The 18,652-nt window shown below is 69.5% G+C and carries 17 protein-coding genes; 4 read left to right on the top strand and 13 right to left on the bottom strand.

Annotated features, from left to right (window positions below):
* Nucleotides 1–85 precede the first annotated feature (85 nt).
* The 3 genes from FSZ13_RS13655 to FSZ13_RS13645 all read right to left on the bottom strand — a co-directional run bounded on the left by FSZ13_RS13655 (nt 86) and on the right by FSZ13_RS13645 (nt 2,757).
* A complete protein-coding gene (locus tag FSZ13_RS13655) occupies nt 86–904 on the bottom strand; it encodes a S1 family peptidase (RefSeq protein WP_145480602.1) in 819 nt (272 codons plus the stop codon).
* A 213-nt stretch (nt 905–1,117) separates the two neighbouring features.
* Nucleotides 1,118–1,837 (bottom strand): orotidine-5'-phosphate decarboxylase, encoded by a 720-nt coding sequence (pyrF, locus tag FSZ13_RS13650; RefSeq protein WP_145480600.1) that lies wholly within the window; start codon nt 1,835–1,837, stop codon nt 1,118–1,120.
* A complete protein-coding gene (locus FSZ13_RS13645) occupies nt 1,834–2,757 on the bottom strand; it encodes a 5'-nucleotidase, lipoprotein e(P4) family (protein ID WP_145480598.1) in 924 nt (307 codons plus the stop codon). The genes pyrF and FSZ13_RS13645 overlap by 4 nt, the downstream gene beginning before the upstream one ends.
* Before the next feature lie 110 nt (nt 2,758–2,867).
* On the opposite strand from FSZ13_RS13645, the gene FSZ13_RS13640 reads away from it, so the two are divergent.
* Nucleotides 2,868–3,527, top strand: a complete 660-nt coding sequence (locus FSZ13_RS13640) for a YceH family protein (protein WP_145480596.1) — start codon at nt 2,868–2,870, stop codon at nt 3,525–3,527.
* Nucleotides 3,528–3,576: 49 nt separating this feature from the next.
* Here FSZ13_RS13640 and FSZ13_RS13635 read toward each other — a convergent pair whose 3' ends face one another.
* Nucleotides 3,577–4,110 carry a GNAT family N-acetyltransferase gene (locus FSZ13_RS13635; protein ID WP_145480594.1) on the bottom strand — a complete coding sequence of 178 codons (534 nt, stop codon included), beginning with the start codon at nt 4,108–4,110 and terminating at the stop codon, nt 3,577–3,579.
* Nucleotides 4,111–4,122: 12 nt separating this feature from the next.
* Nucleotides 4,123–6,099, bottom strand: coding sequence for a UvrD-helicase domain-containing protein (locus tag FSZ13_RS13630; RefSeq protein ID WP_145480593.1), 1,977 nt, complete (start codon nt 6,097–6,099; stop codon nt 4,123–4,125).
* Nucleotides 6,100–6,237: 138 nt separating this feature from the next.
* On the opposite strand from FSZ13_RS13630, the gene FSZ13_RS13625 reads away from it, so the two are divergent.
* Together FSZ13_RS13625 and FSZ13_RS13620 are read left to right on the top strand one after the other, a co-directional pair.
* Nucleotides 6,238–6,906 (top strand): hypothetical protein, encoded by a 669-nt coding sequence (locus tag FSZ13_RS13625; protein ID WP_145480591.1) that lies wholly within the window; start codon nt 6,238–6,240, stop codon nt 6,904–6,906.
* Between the two features lie 26 nt (nt 6,907–6,932).
* Nucleotides 6,933–7,553, top strand: a complete 621-nt coding sequence (locus FSZ13_RS13620) for a thymidine kinase (RefSeq protein ID WP_145480589.1) — start codon at nt 6,933–6,935, stop codon at nt 7,551–7,553.
* A 39-nt stretch (nt 7,554–7,592) separates the two neighbouring features.
* Here the strand turns inward: FSZ13_RS13620 and FSZ13_RS13615 are convergent, their stop codons facing one another.
* The 6 genes from FSZ13_RS13615 to FSZ13_RS13590 all read right to left on the bottom strand — a co-directional run bounded on the left by FSZ13_RS13615 (nt 7,593) and on the right by FSZ13_RS13590 (nt 15,262).
* Nucleotides 7,593–9,194, bottom strand: a complete 1,602-nt coding sequence (locus FSZ13_RS13615; protein ID WP_145480587.1) for a glucan biosynthesis protein — start codon at nt 9,192–9,194, stop codon at nt 7,593–7,595.
* 48 nt (nt 9,195–9,242) lie between these two features.
* On the bottom strand, nt 9,243–12,116 hold the full coding sequence (locus tag FSZ13_RS13610; RefSeq protein ID WP_145480585.1) for a serine/threonine-protein kinase: 2,874 nt from the start codon (nt 12,114–12,116) through the stop codon (nt 9,243–9,245).
* A 51-nt stretch (nt 12,117–12,167) separates the two neighbouring features.
* A complete protein-coding gene (locus FSZ13_RS13605; RefSeq protein ID WP_145480584.1) occupies nt 12,168–12,734 on the bottom strand; it encodes an ECF-type sigma factor in 567 nt (188 codons plus the stop codon).
* 65 nt (nt 12,735–12,799) lie between these two features.
* The gene (gene mutM, locus FSZ13_RS13600) at nt 12,800–13,612 is read right to left on the bottom strand and encodes a bifunctional DNA-formamidopyrimidine glycosylase/DNA-(apurinic or apyrimidinic site) lyase (protein ID WP_145480582.1); all 813 of its coding nucleotides are present in this window, start codon (nt 13,610–13,612) and stop codon (nt 12,800–12,802) included.
* A 78-nt stretch (nt 13,613–13,690) separates the two neighbouring features.
* On the bottom strand, nt 13,691–13,996 hold the full coding sequence (locus FSZ13_RS13595; RefSeq protein ID WP_260844199.1) for an EF-hand domain-containing protein: 306 nt from the start codon (nt 13,994–13,996) through the stop codon (nt 13,691–13,693).
* A 63-nt stretch (nt 13,997–14,059) separates the two neighbouring features.
* Entirely contained in the window at nt 14,060–15,262 is a 1,203-nt protein-coding gene (locus FSZ13_RS13590; protein WP_145480580.1) for a DesA family fatty acid desaturase, read from the bottom strand.
* A gap of 151 nt (nt 15,263–15,413) precedes the next feature.
* Between FSZ13_RS13590 and FSZ13_RS13585 the strand changes: the two genes are divergently transcribed.
* The gene (locus tag FSZ13_RS13585; RefSeq protein WP_145481180.1) at nt 15,414–16,244 is read left to right on the top strand and encodes an ABC transporter ATP-binding protein; all 831 of its coding nucleotides are present in this window, start codon (nt 15,414–15,416) and stop codon (nt 16,242–16,244) included.
* 48 nt (nt 16,245–16,292) lie between these two features.
* On the opposite strand, the gene FSZ13_RS13580 is transcribed toward FSZ13_RS13585, so the two are convergent.
* Both FSZ13_RS13580 and FSZ13_RS13575 read right to left on the bottom strand, forming a co-directional pair.
* A complete protein-coding gene (locus tag FSZ13_RS13580; RefSeq protein WP_145480578.1) occupies nt 16,293–17,501 on the bottom strand; it encodes a DUF4785 domain-containing protein in 1,209 nt (402 codons plus the stop codon).
* 10 nt (nt 17,502–17,511) lie between these two features.
* The gene (locus FSZ13_RS13575; protein ID WP_145480576.1) at nt 17,512–18,393 is read right to left on the bottom strand and encodes a hypothetical protein; all 882 of its coding nucleotides are present in this window, start codon (nt 18,391–18,393) and stop codon (nt 17,512–17,514) included.
* Nucleotides 18,394–18,652: the final 259 nt, after the last annotated feature.

Raw genomic sequence — 18,652 nt, 5'->3', positions numbered from 1 at the left:
CTTGCGGCCTGCGCCCCCGCAGCGGCAAGCCACCCTGCCCGCCGCGGCAGGCAGGGTGGCTACAACCGCTTGTTTTCATTGAGGTTCAGTCACGCATCCAGGTGGCCTGGAGGAAATCGCGCACATAGCCCTGCGACAACCGCGCATAGACACCGGGCAGGCCCGGCAGCGCACAGCCTTCACCCCAGCTCACCGTGCCCATGACCGTCCAGCGACCCTTGCGCTGCACCAGCAACGGCCCACCGGAGTCGCCCTGGCAGCTGTCGATGCCCTCCGCGCCGGCACAGATCACCGTGCCTGCCTGCAGGTCGGGGTAGGCCTCGCGACAGGCATTGAAGGGGACGAACGGGGTCTGCACGGTCTGCAGCACGGTGGGCCGGGCGTCGCCGGGAAACTCGGTCACGCCCCAGCCGATCACGGTGAAGTCGCGCCCCGGGCGCAGGTAGGCGCTGTCCCGCCCGAGCATCGGTTCAGCCGGTTCCACGCCCTTGACCGGCCGTTTGAGCTGGACCAGCGCCACGTCGTTGAGCAGGTCACGGGCGTCGAACGCCGGGTGGACATGGATCGCCTTGATGTTGGACACGCGGCGGCGCGGCGTGGTCTTCAGGGTGTGCTCCCCGACCAGCACCGCCAGCTGCGGCGGCAGCAGGCCGTCCACGCAGTGCGCGGCGGTCAGCACCCAGGAGGGCGAGATCAGGGTGGCCCCGCAGCGATGGCGCTCGCGGTCGTTGTCGCCGCGCTGCAGCGACTGCAGGCTGGCCATGAACGGGTATTGGCCGGGTTCGGCGTCGGTGCCGCCGATGATGCGCGGGGTGGCCTCCGGCACGGGTGCGGCGAGTGCGGGAAGGGAAACAGCGGAGAACATCAGGCCGAACATCCAGGCCGGCCGGTAACAGGTACGCATGCAGCAACTCCTTTGCGGAAAATGGAAACGACAGGCACGACGCCAGGGCGCGTGCCAGTTCGATTCGACGGCAAAGGAGCGGGCAGGACTGCGTGGTCTGTCCCGTTTCCGCGGCAGCGCACACGCGCTGGCGATTGATGGATCCTTTTCTGCAAACCAGCGCACTACTGAACCGGGATGGCGTTCCATCCCGGCGCGCGCAGGACGCGCAGGTCAGCGCCGCGCGCTGCGGATCTCGTCCTGGATGGCCAGGGCGGCGGAACGCGGGTCGCCGGCGAGCCGGATCGGGCGGCCGACCACGATCGCATCGGCGCCGTCGGCGAACGCCTGGGCCACGCCCACGGTGCGCTTCTGGTCGTCGCCGACCGGGCCGCCGGGGCGGATGCCCGGGCACACGATGGAGAAGCCGGTGCCGGTGGCGGCGCGGATCGGGCCGGCTTCCTGGCCCGAGGCGATCACCCCGTCGATGCCCGCGGCCTGGGCGGCCAGCGCGCGCTCGACCACCACCTCCACCGGTTCACGGTCGATGCCCATGCCGCGCAGGTCGTCACGGCCCATCGAGGTCAGCACGGTCACCGCCAGCAGGCGCATGTCGCTGCCGTTGGCGGCGGCGCAGGCCTCCATCATCGCCGGGTGCCAGCCGTGGATGGTGGCGTAGCTCACCGGCCACTGCGACAGGCGCTTGATCACCGCCGCGGCGGTGGCCGGGATGTCGAAGAACTTCAGGTCGACGAACACGCGCTTGTCGCGTGCGGCGAGCGCGTCGAGCACCTGGAAGTACTCGCCCGAGGCCAGCAGTTCCATGCCGATCTTGTAGAACGACACCGCATCGCCCAACCGGTCGACCCAGGCCAGCGCCTGGTCGCGGTCGGGCACATCGAGGGCGAAGATCAGGCGCTCGTCGTCGCGCAGCGGCAGCGGGGCGCGGCTCACGGGGCGACGTCCAGGGCGGCGCGCTTGGCTTCGTGGCGGGCCTGGCGCGACTGCGAATAGTCGTTGTTGAACTGCGCCGGTTCGAAGCCGCCGTAGGTCGGGTTGGGCAGCATCCACCAGCGCTCGCCGAACCAGTCGTGGTACTGCTGCTGCAGGGCGTCGCGCGCGTCGTTGGTGTTGGCGGTGACTTCGACGAAGTCGCCGAGCTGGTCGCCGAACTGCATCAGCACACGGTACTGCTGGCCCGCCAGGCGGCGGCGGCAGTTCTTTTCGCTGCCGGCCTGCTCGCAGTCCTTGACCACCGTGCCCAGCCCCAGGAACACGCTGTCATCGGCCACCGGCAGGCCTTCGGCACGCAGGTTGGCCAGGGTGGCGTCCTTGAGGTGCACGGCGCGGTTGGAGATGTACAGCAGGGTCACGCCTTTGGCATTGGCCGCTTTGGCGAAATCGACCACGCCGGGGATGGCCTTGGCCTTCTTTTCGGCCACCCACTGGTCCCAGCTCATTTCGTCGTACTCGCCACCGTCGCGGACCAGGCGCGCCTGGTACGGCGAGTTGTCCAGCACGGTTTCGTCCACGTCCAGCACCACCGCCGGCTTCAGGCCCTTGGCCGGGTTGCCGCGCTCTTCCGGCACCAGCGCGTCCCAGTGGGCTTCCTTCAGCGCCTTGTCCAGGTGATCGGCGGCGGCGCGGTAGGTCTGCTCGGTGATCGCCCGGTATTCCTGCGAACGCTGCATCCACAGCACCGCGTTGAGGTTGTCGTTGCCGGCCACGGCGGTATCGGCCTGGGCGGCGGGGGCGGTGGCAGCGGCTGCCGGGGCCGGCGCGGCGGCTTCAGCGGGGGTTTCGGTGCGCTTGCATGCACCCAGCGCCATCACGGCACAGGCAAGCACGGACAGGGAAACGGCGGTACGACGCATGGGAATCACCAGAACTGAGTGGCGCCAGTTTACCGGCTTGGCCTGCTGCGTTCATGCCGGTGGCGGGGCTCGGCTATGCTGCTGGCCCCTGAAACACCCCGGAGCCCGCCATGACCGACGACACCCAGACCCCCGCCCTGCCCGTGCTGACCGCGGCCCAGGCCCGCGCCCTGGGCTGCCTGATCGAGAAGGAGGCCACCACCCCGGACGCCTACCCGCTCACCGTGAACGCCACCCAGGTGGCGGCAAACCAGAAGACCGCGCGCGAACCGGTGCTGCAGCTGTCGGCCGGCGACGTCCACCATGCGCTGCGCCAGCTGGAGACGCTGGGGCTGGCCCGGCAACAGTTTTCCTCGCGCGCCGAGCGCTACGAGCACCGCGCCGGCAGCGCGCTGGACCTGACCCGGCAGCAGCTGGCGATCCTGGGCCTGCTGCTGCTGCGCGGCCCGCAGACGGTGAACGAACTGCTCACCCGCGCCGAACGCCTGTTCCAGTTCCAGGATGCGGACGAAGTGCGCCATCACGTGGAGCGGATGATCCAGCGTGGACTGGCGGTGCAGGTTCCGCGTGCGGGTGGGCAGCGCGAAGATCGCTACATGCACCTGCTGGCCGGACCGGTGGACGTGCAGGCGCTGGCGGAGCAGTACCGGTCGACGCCGTCAGCCGGTGGTGGCAATGCGGGGCTCGAAGCACGCGTGCAGGAGCTGGAAACCACGGTGGCTGCGCTGCAGGAACAGTTGGCCGAGTTGCGCGGGCAACTGGGCGGGTGAGATTGCGTGGGACACGCATGGCGTGTCCCACGCAATTGGTGGACAACCGTCAAACCTGCGGCGCCCCCGGTGTGGCAAACAGGAGCAGCACTTCTTCATCGCGCGGCGCCGGCAGGCGCACATCGCCACGGTCTTCCATGCCCAGCTTGCGCAGCAGCGCGGCCGAACGCAGGTTTTCCGGCGCGACGATGCCATACAGGTCCGGGTAGCCGAGCATGTCGCGCGCGTAATGCATCACCCCGCGTGCGGCCTCGAACGCGTAGCCATGGCCTTCGTACTGCGACAGCAGCGCATAGCCCACGTCCGGCGCGGGCAGCCCGTCGCGGCGCACCAACCCGGCGTTGCCCATCCACGCACCATCGCTGCGGCGGATGATCGCGTACATGCCGAACCCGTTGAGCGTGTAACTGCCCAGCACCCGCTCGGCGGTGTAATCGCGCGCCTGCGCCAGCGTGCGCACGCCCCGGTCGGCGATATGCCGGATGAAGCCAGGCTCGTTGAGCAGCGCCAGCATGTCCGCCGCGTCATGGTCGGGATCGATCAGGCGCAGGTGCAGGCGTTCGGTCTGGATCACGGCGGACATGGAAAGCCTCGGCTAGTCGAACAATGCTTCAATCGCCGCCAGGCCGGCGCTGGCGCGCTCCTTCTTGCGCGCCGCATCGGCCACCGGATCGGCACCGTCGCGCTGCATTTCCTCGGCCGGAATCTCGTCGAAGAAACGGCTCGGCTTGAGCCGCACGTGTTCACCGAACTTGCGGGTCAGCTTGCTGTGGCTCATCCACAACTGCACCTTGGCCCGGGTGATGCCCACGTACAGCAGGCGCCGTTCTTCCTGCAGGTTGCCTTCGTCCAGGCTGACCTGGTGCGGCAGCACGCCGTCTTCGCAGCCGACGATGAACACATACGGGAACTCCAGGCCCTTGGACGCATGCAGGGTCATCATCCGCACCTGGTTGCCGCCGTCGTCCTTGTCGTTGCGCGACAACAGCGCCAGCTGCGCGGCGAGGTCGGCGGTGGACGCGCCGCGCGGGCCGCCTTCGAACCACTGCGCCAGTTCTTCCAGGTTGGCCAGGCGGCGCTGGTAGACCGATTCTTCCTTGCAGGTGCTGCGCAGTTCGGACACCAGGCCGGAGTCCTTGACCAGCTTGCGCACCAGGTCGCCCGAGCTCAGCTTGGGCATCTCCGCGCGCAGGTCGCGCAGGATGTCGGTGAAGCGGCTGAGGCTGTTGGCCGCGCGCGGCGGCAGCTGCGACAGCGCGCCGATCGCTTCGGCGGCATGCGCCATCGGCAGCTCCTTGTCCGACGCCAGCTCGGCCAGCTTGGCCAGCGTACCGGCGCCCACTTCTCGCTTGGGCGACTGCACCGCGCGCATGAACGCGGTGTCGTCGTCGGGATTCACCAGCAGGCGCAGCCACGACAGCGTGTCCTTGACCTCCTGCCGCTCCAGGAACGCGGTGCCGCCGGTGATGTGGTACGGCGCGCGCACCAGCTGAAGCGCCTTTTCCAGCGGCCGCGACTGGAAGTTGCCGCGGAACAGGATGCAGAAATCGCTCCACGGAACCTGTTTGGAGGTGGCCAGGTAGGAGATCTCGGCCGCGACCTTCTCCGCCTCGTGTTCGCTGTTGCGGCACTCCCACACCCGGATGCGCTCGCCGTCGGCCTGGTCGCTCCACAGCTTCTTGAGATGTTCGTGCGGATTGTTGGCGATCAGGGCGTTGGCCGCGCGCAGCACGCGGTTGGAGCAGCGGTAGTTCTGTTCCAGCTTGATGATTTCCAGCGCCGGGTAATCGCGCGCCATCTGCTGCAGGTTTTCCGGGTTGGCACCGCGCCAGGCATAGATCGACTGGTCGTCGTCGCCCACACAGGTGAAGTTGCCGGCGCTGCCGGCCAGCTGCTTGAGCAGCCGGTACTGCGCATCGTTGGTGTCCTGGCATTCGTCGACCAGCAGGTAGCCGATCCGCTCGCGCCAGGCCAGCGCGATCTCCGGGTTTTCTTCCAGCACCTGCACCGGCAGCCGGATCAGGTCGTCGAAATCCACCGCGTTGAAGGCGGTCAGGCGCAGCTGGTAGCGCTCGTACACGCTGGCCGCTTCCTTCTCGCGGTTGCTGCGTGCCGCCGCCATGGCCTGCTCGGGCGAAAGACCGGCGTTCTTGGCCCGCGAGATCAGGTTCTTCACGTCCTCGATGTCGTCCGGCTTGGCCCCGTACATCAGGTCTTTCACCTGCGCGGTGGCATCGTCGGCGTCGAAGATCGAGAAGCCGCGCTTGAGCCCCACCGCCGCATGTTCGATCTGCAGGAACTTCAGGCCCAGCGCATGGAACGTGCAGATGGTGACGTCTTCGGCGTCGCCGCCGTGCAGGCGCTTGGCCACGCGCTCGCGCATTTCCTTGGCGGATTTGTTGGTGAAGGTGATCGCCGCGATGCGCTTGGCCGGGTATCGCCGGGTGCTGATCAGCTGGGCAATCTTTTCCACGATCACGCGGGTCTTGCCACTGCCCGCACCAGCCAGTACCAGCAGGGGACCTTCGCAGTGCAGCACTGCCGCGCGTTGGGGGGGATTGAGACCGTGCATGCCTGCTCCGTGGATGCGGCATTGTAACGGGCGGCGGCCAGCACCGGGTCGTCGCGGACTCCCCTTCCCGGGACAGGACTTGACCCACCCCGCTGGCTGCGCTATTCAGCGGTGACTCGACGCATGGGAAGCAGTCGCATGACCCGAATCCGGAATCTCCTTGCCGTTGCCATCGCCGCCGCGGCGCTGGTCACCACCGCGGCCGGCGCCGCACCAGCGCACGATGTCGATCCCCGCGCCCAGGAAGTGATCAGTTCCCCGGGCTTCCTCACCGCCCACCCCGACCTGCGCTTCCGCCTGCTCGGCCAGGAAGCGCAGAAACGCGGTCGCCTGGGCGAAGCCCGTGGCTATTACCAGCAGGCTGCCCGCTACGCCGACAAGCCGTCGCAGGCGGCGCTGGCCGAGCTGGTCTGGGCGGGGCAGGACGAGGGTCCCGACCACGCGCTGGGCTACGTATGGATGGACCTGGCCGCCGAGCGTGGCGGCGAGTTCCTGCTGGCCCGGCGCGAGGCCTACTGGAATGCGCTGACGCCGGAAGAGCGCGAGCGCGCCGTGCGCGAAGGCCGCGTCCTGTACGCCGAATACGGTGATCCAGCGGCGCGCCCGCGGCAGGAACGCGAGATGCGCGCGGTGCGCCAGAACGTGACCGGCAGCCGCACCGGCGATGCGGGACTGCTGCGCACCCAGGCCAAGGGCAACATCGGCATGCGCCAGATGGACCCGGCAATCTACTGGCAGGACCGGTTCTGGGAACCGGCCGCGTACTGGCAGTGGCAGCAGGAGGTCATCGAGGCAATCGGCCCCTAGGGCGGGCAGGCGTCTAGAATTGGCGCATGGCCAAGCTCTATTTCTACTATTCGGCGATGAACGCCGGCAAGACCACCACGCTGCTGCAGTCGGCGCACAACTACCGCGAGCGCGGCATGCGCGTGGCGATCCTGACCCCGCGCCTGGACGACCGCGCCGGGCGTGGCGTGGTGGCGTCGCGGATCGGGCTGAAGGCCGACGGCGTGGCCTTCGACCGCGACACCGACCTGGAGCGGCTGATCCGCGACGACCTGGCCGCGCACGGGCCGCTCGGCTGCGTGCTCGTGGACGAGGCGCAGTTCCTCAGCCGCAGCCAGGTCTGGCAGCTCAGCGAGGTGGTCGACCAGCTGCGCATTCCGGTGCTCTGCTATGGGCTGCGTACCGACTTCCGCGGCGAGCTGTTCGAAGGCAGCCAGTACCTGCTGGCCTGGGCCGACGAGATGCAGGAGATCAAGACCATCTGCCACAGCGGCAAGAAGGCCACCATGACCGTGCGCGTGGACGAACACGGCCACGCGGTACAGGACGGCCCGCAGGTGGAGATCGGCGGCAACGAACGCTACGTGTCGGTCAGCCGCGCCGAGTTCAAGAAGATCACCCGCGGCGAAGGCAGGATCGACCCTGCCCAGGCGCGTCTACCCTTGTAGACGCGCCGGTAGGTACCGACCGTTGGTCGGTACACCTTTTCAATACAACGTCCGCTCCGGCGCCCCCGCCGGCGGCGGGCTGTACTGGTAAAGCCAGGTTTCGGTCAGGGTCTTGCCACCGCTGCGCAGATACAGGCGGATGTCGATCTGGTCGGTGCTGTTGTCGGGCGGCACCAGGTCGAACATGGCGCGGTAACCCTTGATCTCGCGCAGGGGGCGGGCCGAAACGGTCTCGGTGCGGCCGCGGCTGGCCTGGACCACGGCCTCCACCTCGCCCTTGTCGATCAGCGCGGCCAGCTCGCCGCCGGCGAAATCCACCGCGAAGCGCCACGAGAAATACTCGCGCTTCTTGCCGATCACCCCGCCCAGGCCGGTGCGGGTGGCCACGGCCTGGGCCAGCGGTGGGCGTGCCGGCGGTTCGGCGCCCCAGTACAGGCGATAGCCCAGCAGCATTTCCTGGCCCGGCTGCGGTTTCGCTTCCGGATTCCAGAACGCCACGATGTTGTCGAAGGTCTCGTCCACGGTGGGGATCTCCACCAGCTGCACCGAGCCCTTGCCCCACTGGCCCTTCGGCTCCACCCACAGGCACGGGCGCTTCTCGTAGAACACGCCGTCGTCCTGGTAATGGTCGAAATTGCGGTCGCGCTGCAGCAGGCCGAACCCACGCGGGTTGCTGTCAACGAACATGTTGAAGCGCAGCTGGCGCGGGTTGGACAGCGGGCGCCAGATCCATTCGCCCGAACCGGTCCACATCGAAAGGCCGTCGGTGTCGTGGATCTCCGGGCGCCAGTCCCAGGCCATGCGGCGGTCGTTCTCGCCCACCTGGTACATGCTGGTGCACGGCGCGATGCCGAGCCGTTCGATGGCCTTGCGCGGGTACAGCGCCACGTCCACGTCCATCAGCAGAACGTCACCGTTGGTGATGGCGAAGCGGTAGGCGCCGGCGACGCTGGGCGAATCCAGCAGCGCGTACACCACCAGCGTATTGGAGTCCTTGGCGGGCTGCTCCAGGAAGTAGGCGATGAAATCCGGGAATTCTTCCGGGCGGTCCATGCCGGTATCGATCGCCAGTCCGCGCGCGGACTGGCCGTACTGGCCTTCCTTGCCCACCGCGCGGAAATAGCTGGCGCCCAGGAACGCGGCGAAGTCGCGGTCGGTGTCCTGGCGGGTATTGAGGCGGAAGCCGGCAAAGCCCAGGTCGGCCGGCAGCTGCCCGTCCTTCAGGCCGCTCTTGCCGTAGTTGAAGGCCGCCGGGTCGTAGGCCAGTTCCTGTGCCATGCCATCGACCACGTCGAACATGCGCACCGGCGAGTGGAAGTACAGGCCGAGGTGGAAGAACTTGGCCTGGAAGCGGCCGGGCTGGTCGGCCCACAGCGCGTGGTCCTGGCGGTAGCTGATCGACTGGTACTGGTCCCAGTCCAGCGCCTCCAGCGGCCCCGGCAGGGTGCGCCGGTGGGTCTTGTAGGCGGCCTCGGACAGCGCGCGCGCCTGGCCTTTGAGCACGGCGAAGTCGAACGGCTGCGGCTGGCCGAGCCGGCGCAGGCCCACCTGGCTGCCCTGCGCGGCGCAGGCCGGCAGCGCGGGGAAACCGATGGCGGCCAGGGCCAGGGAGGCGTTGCGGAGGAAGTCGCGTCGTTGCATGCGGGCAGCGATGGCAGGAAAGGGCCGGCCATCATAGGCATGACCACGTTAATTCGCCGCTGTCGCGCGCGGTGGTCGTTCAGCCGGACGCCGGGCGCCGCGCGCCACGCCCGGCGTACAGGCCTGCAGCAGCTGTTCGATCTGCCGGGCCACGCAACCGCCCTGCGGCCGCTGCGCGCGTACCTCGGCCTGCAGCGCCAGCAGCGCCGCACGCCCGCGCGCGGGGGACTGCGCGCAGTCCAGCTGGCCCAGCGATGCGCGCGCCAACCAGCGCAGCTGCACGCTGCGCGGGTCCATCGCATCGCCGTCGCGGAGGGGCTGCAGTGCGCGCCGGGCCTCCACCGGCTGGTCCATGCGCAGCAGGTTGCGCCCCCATGCCAGCTGCACCGCCTGCTGCTGCAGGCGCGCGTCCGGGCCGTTGCGGGTGGTCTGCCGCATCAATGCCGCCAGGCGGTCGCCGGCCTGCCAAGGGTCGACATGCTCGCCGACGATCTCGGCCATGCGACGGTCTGCGCGCAGCACCTCCAGGTCACCGTCGCCGCGCTGGGCGGCCTGCCATTGCCGCCCTTCGCGCAGGGCGGCCAGGCCGTCCTGCCAGCGCCCGCCGTCGGCCAGCGCGCTGCCGTAGTCGTACAGCCCCTGCGGGAGCAACCCGATGGCGTCCGGCTGCCGCCAGATCGCCACTGCGCGCCCGAACGCATCCACCGCCGCAGCGGTATCGCCGCGTTCCAGCGCTGCACGTCCCAAGGCGTGCCAGGTCTGCCCGGTGTCGCGGTGCTGCTCGCCCAGCGCCTTGCGGGTGAGCTGGTGGACCTGCAGCATTGCCTGCCGGGCCTGCGCCAGGTCGCCCCGCTGCAGCGCCAGGCTGGCGCGCAGGCGGCGGATGGTCAGCGTCTCCGGGTGATCCTCGCCATACAGCGCCACTGCGTCGGCCCAGGCCTCGCCCAAGCTGCGTTCGGCACCGTCCAGGTCGCCCTGCGCGGCCAGGGTCTCGCCCAGGTGGCGATGCAGCGTGACCCGCTGCGGGTGGCGGTCGCTGGTCCGCTCCTGCAGCAGTTGCAGGGCCTGGCGGTAGCCGGCCAGCGCAGCCGGCGCGTTGCCGACGTCGTTTTCCAGCGCGGCCAGATCGGCCAGGCTTTCGGCGGTGCCGGTGGTGTCGTGCGCTACTTCGCGGCGCAGCGACAACGCCCGCTCGAACGCCGCGCGTGCCTCGTCACGGTAGCCCAGCAGTTGCTGGCAGCGGCCCAGCTGTGCGTGGAACTCGGCCACCAGCGAGGGCAGTGCCTGCTGCTGTTCGCCGGCCAGCGCCTGCAGCGGCGTCATGTGCCCCACGCACTCGCGCGACCGCCCCAGCATGCGCAGCGCGCGACCGCGCTGGGTCACGGCCTCCAGCTGCATGTCCGGCGGAACGTCTTTCACCTGCTCCAGCAGCGCGCGCTGCCGGTCCAGGGTTTCCAGCGCCAGTGCGTAGTCGCCCATGCCGATCCGCAGCCGTCCGATCACGCCTTCCAGGTTGGCCAGCGGCAGGGGCTGGTCGGCCAGTTCGGCCTCGCCGCGCTGCTGCCCGGTCGCCAGCAGCTGGCGTACGTCGAAGCTGCCATGGCGCACGCCGGCGGCGCGGTCGAACAGGCCGATGGTGAAATCCTGCATGGCCTGGGCGCGCGCGATCTCGCGCCGGGCCTGTTGCATCTGCCACAACGCCAGCGCCGCCAGCGCCACCAGGACCACCGCGACCACGGCCGCAAGCGCCACGCCCCAGCGGTGCCGGCCCAGGTACTTGCGCAGCCGGTACAGCGCGCGCTGCGGGCGCGCCTGGATCGGACGGCCCTCGAGGAAGCGCTGCAGGTCCTGGGCCAGCGCCTCCACCGAGGCATAGCGCTGCGCCGGCTCCTTCTGCAGGGCCTTCAGCAGGACCGTGTCCAGGTCGCCGCGCAGGCGCCGGGCCAGTCGCCGCGCCGCCGGCGTGACCGCCGCATCGGTGATGTCGCCGCGCAGCAGCACGCTGGACGCGCGGGGCGCATCAACTTCCAGGATCGACCGCTCCCATTCGGCGTCGCTGACCCGGCGCAGGCGGTATGGCTTGCGCCCGGTGATCACCTCGAACAGCACCACGCCGAGCGAGTACACGTCGGTCAGCGTGGTCACCGGGGCGCCCCGCACCTGCTCCGGTGCGGCGTAGTGCAGGGTGAAGGCACGCGCTTCGGTGGGCGGGTGCGCGGCGTTGGCGCGCGCCTGCTCGTCGTCGAGCAGTTTGGCGATGCCGAAATCCAGCAGCTTCACTTCGCCCGCGGTGGTGACCAGGATGTTGGACGGCTTCAGGTCGCGGTGCACGATCAGGTTGGCGTGCGCGTGGCTGACCACCGCGCACACCTGCAGCATCAGCTGCAGGCGGCGTTCCAGCGGCAGCTGCAGGCGCTGGCAGTAGTCGGTGATCGGTTCGCCTTCCACGTAGGCCAGGGCCAGGTAAGGCTGGCCCTGCAGGTCCACGCCGGCGTCGAGCAGCTGCGCCAGGTGCGGGTGCTGCAGGCGCGCCAGGATCTCGCGTTCGCGGCTGAAGCGCTGGCGCAGCCCGGGATCGGCATAGCCGCTGCGCAGCAGCTTCAGCGCCACCTGGCGCTGGTACAGGCCATCGGCGCGTTCGGCCAGCCACACTTCGCCCATGCCGCCTTCGCCCAGTTGCCGCAGCAGCCGGTACGGGCCGATATGGGTGCCGGCGCGACTGTCCTCGGGGGCGGCGGTCCACAGCGGCTGGGCCATGAAGTCCTGGCTTTCCTGCTCGTGCGCCAGCAGCCGCTCCAGGTCATCGGCCAGCGTGGCATCGGCCGCACGCAGTTGCGCCAGGCGCGCGCTGCGCTGGTCGGAGGGCATTTCCAGCAACTGATCCAGCAGCGAGGAGAGCTGCCGCCAGCGCACTGCATCCATCGTCCCTTCCCCGGGCCTCGTGTTACCGCGCTGCCTATTCGACCGCCGTGCTCAGTCCTCGCGGACCGAGGCCAACAGGAACATCCGCGCCTTCTGCCAGTCGCGGCGGATGCTGCGCTCTGAACGCTGGCACAGGTCGGCGATTTCCTGCTCGGACAGCCCGGCGAAGTACCGCAGCTCCACCACCTTGGCCAGGTGGTTGTCCACCGCCTGCAGGCGCGCCAACGCGACGTCCAGCGCCAGCAGGTCTTCGTCCAGGCGCACGCCGCTGCTGCTGTTTTCGGGAATCTCCGCAACCCGCTTGAGGTCGCCGCCGCGCTTGCGCGCCAGCCGGTTGCGCGCGTAATCGACCACCACGCTGCGCATCGCCGAGGCGGCATAGGCGAAGAAGTGTGCCCGGTCCTCGAACCGCGCCGCGCCACGTGCGCCCAGCAGTTTGAGGTAGGACTCATGCACTAGCGAGGTCGCATCCAGGGTCCGACCCTGCTGCCCGGCCAGCTGGCGCCGGGCCATGCTGTGCAGTTCCTGGTACAGCAGGGTGAGCACCCGGTCCAGCGAGGCGCGGTCGCCCGCCCGGGCTGAATCCAGCCATACGGTGATATCCGGGCTTTCGTCCATCGCACACCCCCGCCGGTGACGTTGGGCCGACTATAGCGCCGGTTTCCGTCCGTGCGTATGCCGGTTCAGCGCTGGCAGTGGCCGCACCAGACGCTGGCGCGCTGGCCGATGGTCGCGTGGCGCAGCAGCCGCCCGCATTGCCGGCAGGGTTCGCCTTCGCGCCCATAGACCAGCAGTTCCTGCTCGAAATAGCCCGGCGCGCCATCGGGATTGATGAAATCGCGCAGGGTGGTGCCGCCGCGGGTGATGGCGTACGCCAGGATCTGCTTCACCGCCGTGGCCAGGCGCTGGTAGCGCTCCCGCGAAATCTTCCCTGCCTCGCGCAGCGGGTTGATCCCGGCCATGAACAGGCTTTCGGCCGCGTAGATGTTGCCCACGCCGACCACGATGCCCTGGTCCATCAGGAAGGTCTTCACCGGCGCCCGGCGGCCCCGGCTGCGCTGGAACAGGTACTCGCCGTCGAACGCGTCGTCCAGCGGTTCCGGGCCCAGACCGGCCAGCAGATCGTGGGTTGCTCCCGCCGGCTGCCACAACAGGCTGCCGAACCGGCGCGGGTCGTTGAAGCGCAGCAGGCGGCCGTTGTCCAGGCTGATGTCGACATGGTCGTGCGCCCGCACCGGGGTGTCGCCGGGCAGCACGCGGAGGCTGCCGGACATCCCCAGGTGCAGCACCGCACTGCCGATGGCGGTATCCAGCAGCAGGTATTTGGCGCGGCGGCGCACGCCTTCGATGGCCTGCCCGGGGAGCAGCTGGCTGATTTCGCCGGGGATCGGCCAGCGCAGGTCGGGCCGGCGCAGGATCACGCCGTGGATGCTGCGGCCTTCCAGGTGCGGGGCCAGGCCGCGGCGGGTGGTTTCTACTTCGGGAAGTTCGGGCATGGGGAAAGGAAAGGCAGGGTCGGTTGCCGCAGCGGGGCAGAGCCCCGCTCTACCCGATTGGCGGGCATGTGCGCGGCGTCATCGGGGTGGGGCGGACAGTTCCTTCGCGCTCAGGGAGCCGTCGCGGTTGGCGTCCTGTTTGTGGAAGCGGTCGATGATGGTCTGGCGCTGCTGCTCGCGGGTGATCGGCCTGCCCTTGCCGCCCGGCAGTTCGTCGGCGCTGAGCACGCCATCGCCATTCCGGTCCATGCGGTCGAAGGCGTACATCATCCAGGCGACGTACTCGTCGACGCTGACCTTGCCGTCGCCGTCGCTGTCCATGCGCTGCAGGTAGGTGCCGGTGTCGGCTACCTGCGCCTGCGCGCCCAGCGCGAACAGCAGCAGCGCGGCGCAGGAAAAACGCCGCGCAGGGCGGCGTTTTCCGGAAACGGTGGACGGGCGCACCGCTCAGTGCGCCGTCAGCGCGTAGCCCTTCAGGCGCGCTGCGTAATTCTGCAGCGCGGCGATGCCGCTGGCCTCGGCTTCGTGGCACCAGGCCTGCAACAGCTTCAGGCGTTCGGCGGCATCGTTGCCGCGGGCTTCGAGCAGGGCCGCCAGGCGCGCGCGGTGTTCGACCAGCACGCGGATGCGCGGGCGCTGTTCCACCCAGCTGCTGAGCTCGGCACGGCAATCGGGCTTGAGCCAGCGGCCATCGTTGACCAGGCCACGGCGCATGCGGCGCGGCAGCAGCTGGCGCAGCTTGGCACCGGCCATCGCCGCTTCCTCGCGCAGCGCCGGCACGAACACGTTGCGCTGGTAATCGGTCATCGCCTGGAAGCGGTGCGAGAGCAGTGCCTTGAGGGTTTCGGCATCGGGCACGGCAATGTTCGGGCGCACGTCCATGCTCGGCGCCACGCGCAGCACCTTGGCCAGGCCCACGGCCTGCAGGCCGCGGATGGCTGCCCAGCCGATGTCGAATTCCCAGCGGCGCATCGAGAAGCGCGCCGAGCTGGGGAAGGCATGGTGGTTGTTGTGCAGTTCTTCGCCGCCGATCCAGAACGCCCACGGGGTGAGGTTGGTCGAGGTGTCGGCCGATTCGAAATTGCGATAGCCCCACCAGTGACCCAGTCCATTGACCACGCCGGCGGCCCAGAACGGGATCCACGCCATCTGGATTGCCCACAGCGCAACGCCCGGCAGGCCGAACAGCAGCAGGTTCAACGCGAACAGCGCGACCGGGCCCAGGTTGGCGTGCGGGGTGTAGAGGTGGCGCTCGATCCAGTCTTCCGGGGCGCCACGGCCGTACTGCTCGATGTCCGCGCGCATGCCGCGGGCTTCGCGGTACAGCTCCACGCCGCGCCAGAACACGGTGCCGATGCCCTTGGTGACCGGGCTGTGCGGATCTTCCTCGGTTTCCACCTTGGCGTGGTGCTTGCGGTGGATGGCCACCCACTCCTTGGTGATCATGGAGGTGGTGAGCCAGGTCCAGAAGCGGAAGAAGTGCGCGATGACCGGGTGGAAGTCCACGCCACGGTGGGCCTGGCTGCGATGCAGGTACAGCGTGACGGCAAAGATGGTGAGCTGGGTGAACACCAGCAGCACCAGGCCCATGCCCCACCAGCCGAGGCCGACGACACCGCCGGTCAGGAAGTTGAGGAGGGTATCGAGCATCGCAGGACTCCGGGCCGCAACGGCCAGCAGGGAAACGGGTTTACAGGTAGGTCCATCATGGGGCCAGACGTTGCAAACTTCATCCGTCTGATGCGATTTTTGCGCAGTCATTCAGTTGATTTCCCCCTTCGTGAGCATTGCCCCCGCATTCATGACCGTCGCTACCCCTCCCCCGGCCGCTGCGTCCGCCGCCCCGTTGATTGAACTGGACCGGGCCTGCGTCATCCGCGGCCAGGTCCGGGTCCTGCACGACCTCAGCCTGCGTATCGCACAGGGCCAGCACACGGCGCTGCTGGGCCCGAACGGCTGCGGCAAATCCTCTTTCATCAAGCTGATCACCCGTGAGCTGTACCCGCTGGCGCACGCCGACGGCACGGTGGCGGTGCGCGTGCTGGGCCAGAACCGCTGGCAGGTGGACCGGCTGCGTTCGCAGCTGGGTATCGTCACCGGCGACCTGAGCAGCAACCTGGCCGACATGCCGGGCCTGACCGTGGAAGAAGCGGTGCTGTCCGGGTTCTTCGCCAGCTTCGTGGTGCCGGCATTCCGCGAGGTGACCGACGACATGCGCGCGCGGGTGCGTGAAACCCTGGCCCTCACCGGCGCACTGCCGTTGCTGCAGCGCGGCTACGCCGAGCTGTCCGCCGGCGAAACCCGTCGCGTGCTGATCGCGCGTGCGCTGGTCAACCGCCCGCAGGCGCTGCTGCTGGACGAACCCTCCACCGGGCTGGACCTGGTGGCCCGCCAGCACCTGGTGGCCACCATGCGCACGTTGGCCGCGCAGGGCATCACCCTGGTGCTGGTGACCCACCACATCGAAGAAGTGATTCCGGAAATCGAACGCGTAGTGCTGCTGCGCGGTGGCCGGATCGCCGCCGACGGCACGCGCGCGGAGCTGCTGCGCGATGGGCCGCTGTCCGAGGTGTTTGGTGGCCCCATCCAGGTGCTGGAGCACGAAGGCCGGCTGACCGCGTTCGCCGGGTAAAACAGCCACGCAGGGCGTGGCGCTACACGCCCTGCGCTGCTTCCCTGCCTAGAACCGCACCGCTACCGCGCGGCGTTCGATCGGCGCCATCCGGCCCTGGTCCTGCAGCTGCAGGTCACGCAACTCGAAAGGCGCGCCGTAGCCATTGGGCAGCGCGACCTCGTCGAAGGCCAGCAGCAGCTCACCGCTGCCGGCAGCGTCGAACCACGCAGCGCTGTGTGCCTGCGCCACCGGGCGCAGGCTGCCGCCCGGGGCGGTGGCGTACAGGGTGCCGCGGGCTTCGTACCGGCCCGGCGCGCCTATCTGCAGCGGCAACCGCACCTGGCGCTGCGCCGCGTCCACCTCGGCCTGGCCGCTGAAGCGCGCGGTCGCCCGCGCCACCGCGAACGCCACCTTGGCGTCGCGCTGCACGCCCTGCGCGCTCACGAAGGCCTGCAGCTCCCACAATCCCTCGGTGGTGCCGATGTCCTCCGGAACGGTCACCTGCGCGCGCAGGCCGTCCCTGGCGGCCACCAGCGGCACCGGCCAGCTGCGGCCGTCCGGCGCCACCAGCAGCGCCTCGCCGGCGGCCGGCAGCGCGCGCGGCACCGGGCGCCCGGCCGCGCGTGCCGCATTGCCGCCGTCGTTCTGCAGCCGCGCGGTCACCCCCACACGGCCGCCGGCCAGCACCTGCTGGCGGTCGGCCTGCAGCTGCAGCGCGATCGGGCTGTTGGGCTCAAGCACCTGCACCACATAGCGGCCCTGGGCCTGCGCCGCCTGCAGGCGGTAGCTGCCCACCGCCTTACTGGCGCCGGTACGCGCCATCGCGCTGCCCTCGTTTACGCCCATGCCCGCCGCGCGCAGCTGCTGCGCGTCGGCCACCGCGTCCAACGCCAGGGCGCCATCGGGGGCGCGCACCTGCAGCTGCTCCACCTCCAGCGCGCGGGCGCCCTGCACCGGGCTGACCTGGATCACCGCGTCGGGGGCGGTCAGCGGCAACTCCAGGCCACGTTGCAGGGTGGCCGCATCCACGGTGTCCCAGTAGCTGCGGCTGAGCGCGGCCTGGGGTGCCGGCGCCTCCAGCGCCTGCTCCGGGTCCAGCGCCCAGGCAAAGCGCACCGGGGCGCGTTCAACGGTGGTATCGGGCATCGGCGCGCGTTCCACGCGCGGGGCGACCTGGTCGGTGCCGCGCGCCGCCTGCAGGGGTTGTGCGGCCTGCAGCGGCAGCGCGAACAGCGCCGAGGCCACGGCCATGGCAAGCATCAATCGAGACGTCATGGGGTGCTCCTCAGAGGGTCAGGTCGTTGCGCAGGATCGCGCCCAGGCCGAAGCAGTCGCGCCGGCTCTGGTTGTGGCTGAGCGGTTCGGCGCCCTTGGTACGCGCCTTGTCGGTGAACAGCAGCGTGCCGGCGGCCTTCTGGCTGCTGCATTCGAGGAAGCCGTCGGAACAGCTGTCGAGCCAGTTCTGGGTGAGTTCCAGCCCAACGTTCTGCGCGTAACCGCCGCAGTAGCTGTTGCTGTCCCACACCGCCGACTCCACGTCCGAGCCGACCACCGCGCGGAACGGCTTGGGCAGCGCCGGGCGCCCCACCGTGCCGTAGAGGTTCTGCGCGTTGTAGGTGGCCATCCAGCCCACCTGCTGCATGCGCACCGCGTCGTTCTGGTAGCCCAGCAGCCAGCCCACCGAGGCTTCGAACACGTTGCCGTTGAGCACTGCGTCGGCCAGCGGCGTCCCGGCCGACGAGGGCGCCAGCGCGGTGACCTTGCTGATGGTCTGGATCAGCTTCGGGTAGCGGCTGTCGTAGGTCGGGTTGGACAGGATCCAGCGCACTACGTTGCCGCCGTTGGAATGGGTGATCACCACCAGCCGGGTGATGCCCTTGTTGTTGATGAAGGTGGTCAGCTGGCCGGCCAGGCAACCAGCTGCTTCCGGCTTCCACATGTACTGTTCGAAATCGCAGTTGACCACGGTGTAATTGGCGCTGTTGGGCAGCCCTTGGCGCACCGTGTCGATGATGCCCGGCTGCCAGTACTCGGCGCGGGCATCGGTCTGCTTGCCGGTACCGTGCACGAAGGCCACGCCGACCACGTCGGCCGCCTGTGCGCCGCCACTGGCCAGCATGACTCCCAGGGCCAGGCCGATGGCCTTCCCTACTGCATTGCTCTGCATTCTGCGTCTCCGTTCAGGCAGGTAGCGGGGCCACGCTCCGCGCTGCCGGGTGATCCCCCTGGGCGTTGGCACTGCTCCGCCATCGACTCGGCCTATCCATATCCGGATGACGGCGGGTAGCGCCGATGCAGAAGCTATGCCGGCTGACGCTCGCAGTCCGTGACCCAGTACCGGGTTCGTGGCATTTGAAACCAATCCCACCGGTGCGCCGCAGTGCGCCATGCCGGGTCTGGCGGCATGACCTGCGGCCGCTGGCAGG

Source organism: Stenotrophomonas rhizophila, assembly GCF_007667275.1.
Lineage (GTDB): Bacteria > Pseudomonadota > Gammaproteobacteria > Xanthomonadales > Xanthomonadaceae > Stenotrophomonas > Stenotrophomonas maltophilia_AE.
This window is presented reverse-complemented; position numbering and strand designations above follow the sequence as displayed.